At 44.8% G+C, this 2987-nt stretch carries 1 protein-coding gene and 1 pseudogene; both read left to right on the plus strand.

Features of this window, described 5'->3' with window-relative positions; all coding sequences use genetic code 11:
• Window positions 1–120 (plus strand): annotated as a pseudogene (locus IM477_RS05240) (IS630 family transposase); the annotation flags it as partial.
• Between the two features lie 605 nt (window positions 121–725).
• Complete coding sequence (locus IM477_RS05245) at window positions 726–2468, plus strand: hypothetical protein (RefSeq protein WP_002761532.1); 1743 nt, start codon at window positions 726–728, stop codon at window positions 2466–2468.
• The last annotated feature ends 519 nt before the right edge of the window (window positions 2469–2987 follow it).

Raw genomic sequence — 2987 nt, forward strand, 5'->3', positions numbered from 1 at the left:
GAATTTGAAAATAAAGAAGCACTGGAAAAAGTAGTCAATCAGCTTTTAAATGAAGGGGGATTGATTATTAAATGGAGTAGAAAACTTAAAAATAAGGGTAATGCTGTCAATGTAACTTAAATGCGTAAAAGCTTACTAATCAGAAAAGCCGGTCATCCCTGTCTTGGGAAGAACCGTTCAGCTTGTTAAACGCTCAAATAACTATTAACTTATATAACGAAACAACAAAATACAAGATATTTTTGACTACGATCGAGTTGTAGAAATAGTCTAAATGACCGAATAACACAGATCCCGTTTTCAAAATACGAGAAAAGAAGAAACAGAAACAACAATAGGTACTTAGTGGGGGCCAGTTCATTGATGGGTTTCTCGAACTGTTGGATATGGCAATATTATTCTAATAGTGGAATGAGGTTTAAAACCTGAAGTCTAGTTGTTACGGGTTAGATAGATAAAATCATTCTGCTGTCGGATTATAAATTCTATTTGAGTCTGGAATTCTGTTATCTAGATAAAGTTGTATGTTGTGGAATGACTACTCCATTCCCGCTCTTAAATTGCCCATTGCCTGGGTTCACAAACATTAACACGACAAGGCTTGTCGGTTGGGTCGTGTTGCTGCGGGAAGGAAGTAAACCCTCTCATCACCCTCGTTTTCTCTTGATAATTATCTGTCACCGGACTCTTTCTCTACAACGCCTCACGAGGAGAATTATACAGGTATGAACAACGGCACCAATTCGAGTCAAGCTCTCGATCGGCAAATATTCTTCAATGATTCTCTAATCATGAATCCCCTTGAATTCGATCGAGATTTGTCCTTATCCACAGACGATTTATTTAACCCTCATCGTCAAAATGATCCCGAACAATTGCCGGGGTCAGTAGTACCGCCTTCGATTACCCCCGCTTCCGAAAAATTACCGGGGTCAGTAGTACCGCCTTCGGTTACCCCCGCTTCCGAACAGTTGCCAGGATCGGTAGTACCACCTTCGATTACCCCCGCTTCCGAACAGTTGCCAGGATCGGTAGTACCACCCTCGATTACCCCCGCTTCCGAACAGTTGCCAGGATCGGTAGTACCACCCTCGATCATCCTCGTCGCCAATCAATCATCCGAGTCAGTAGAAACCTCTTTAGTTCCTCTATCAATTGACGTACAGAATCGACTCATGGCTGACGCTCGAACGGCGACAATTAATGTTACTTATCATAACTATACCCCTCAAGCACAAGCGGCTTTTCAGTATGCGGTCAGTATCTGGGAATCTATTATCGTCTCAACTATCCCGATTGCCGTTGATGCCTACTGGCAACCCTTAGATCCTTCGATTCTCGGCCGAGCAAGCCCCAATCTCTTTTGGAGAGAATCCCCCGGAACACGACCGAATACATGGTACACATCAGCCCTGGCTAATCAGCTAGCAGGTCGAGATCTTGCGCCTAACGATGGGGATATGACCTCCGAGTTAAATAGCACTGCCAACTGGTATTTCGGTACAGATGGCAAGACTCCAGCCAACCAATATGATTTTGTCACCGTCGCTCTGCACGAAATATTACACGGTTTAGGAAACATTGGCTTGATGGACTACAGTGGCGGTCAGGGAAGTTGGGGATTGGGTACGGGCTTTCCCGGTATCTATGATCGCTTTACAGAAAATGGTGCGGGGCAAAGCCTCATTAATACGAGCTTATTCCCTAACCCGTCTGTTGCCCTCGGTAATCAACTAACCAGCAACAACCTTTTCTTCGATGGACCTAATGCTGTAGGGGCGAATAATGGAATCCGTCCGAAACTTTACGCCCCTAGTCAATGGCAACAAGGTTCTAGTTACGCCCATCTTGACGAACTGACTTATCCCCGGGGCAATCCTAATTCCTTAGATACACCCTATTTTAGCCTAGGTGAAGCGATTCACGACCCGGGCCCCATCCCCCTAGGAATCTTAAAGGATGAAGGCTGGAATCTTGCTCCTTCCCCTCCCCCCCCTACTCCTCCTTGTCCCGACCCCTTAACTTGTCCCGTCTACCGTTTTTACAATCCGATTTCCAGAGGACATTTCTTTACCCTCAACCCAGCAGAAAAAGATAATGTCATCGCTCATCCCGAATGGCAATATACCTTTGAAGGAGTTGGTTTTCAAGCCGCCCAATCCCCTGGTAATAATCTATTTCCCGTTTTTCGCTTCTATAACCCGATTTCCAGAGGACACTTCTTCACGATCGATCCAGCAGAAAGGGATACTGTCAACGGTCATCCCGAATGGCAATATAACTTTGAAGGAATTGGCTTCTATGCTTACGGAGCGAGTGCCAGTCTAGGATCGGATGTTTTCCGCTTCTATAACCCGATCTCCAGAGGACATTTCTTTACGACTAATCCAGCCGAAAGGGATAATGTCTTGGCTCATCCTGACTGGAGCTATACCTTTGAAGGGGTTGGTTTTGAAGCAACACGATAGTAATTCTTGTTATCTTTCGATTGATTTTCAAGTTTTGTCGTCGTCAATAGTATGGTTCTTCGGTTTTTGTTATGCAATGGACGGGGTTATAAGGAATGAAACCCTTATAGAGACAGACATTGCTGCGATTTTGGTCAATTGTTTTCGCTCTAGAACGAACTAATCAATAGAACTCTTGCCAGATAAGGATTTAGTCGATTCACGCCCCCCGATCGAACCATACCACCCACATTCCGCACCCTAAGTGTCACAACGTCTCAAAAGAGGAAGGGGCGTGAGTCAAAATACTTATCTAGAGGAGTGAGTTGGCGGCAAGCTGCCAGCAACTAAGCCGAAAATTTCAGAGTTCCCCCGGTCATTCTCAATAAACAGTGCTTATTGAGAATGGACGGGCAATCAGACTTAACATCTAGGGGGAGATGTTCCAGTTGCTCGCTTTGTTTTCTCACCCCTGGAAGTCAATCCATCTGGTCAAGATAAGAGATAATATTCCTGGCAAGGTTTGGGAAAAAATCTCAA

It is taken from the genome of Microcystis sp. M090S1, from assembly GCF_020246295.1.
Lineage (GTDB): Bacteria > Cyanobacteriota > Cyanobacteriia > Cyanobacteriales > Microcystaceae > Microcystis > Microcystis aeruginosa.

What these genes read in the sequence shown, in the direction of transcription:
- IM477_RS05245 (WP_002761532.1), top strand. Translation starts at nt 726, where the DNA reads ATGAACAACGGCACCAATTCGAGTCAAGCTCTCGATCGGCAAATATTC.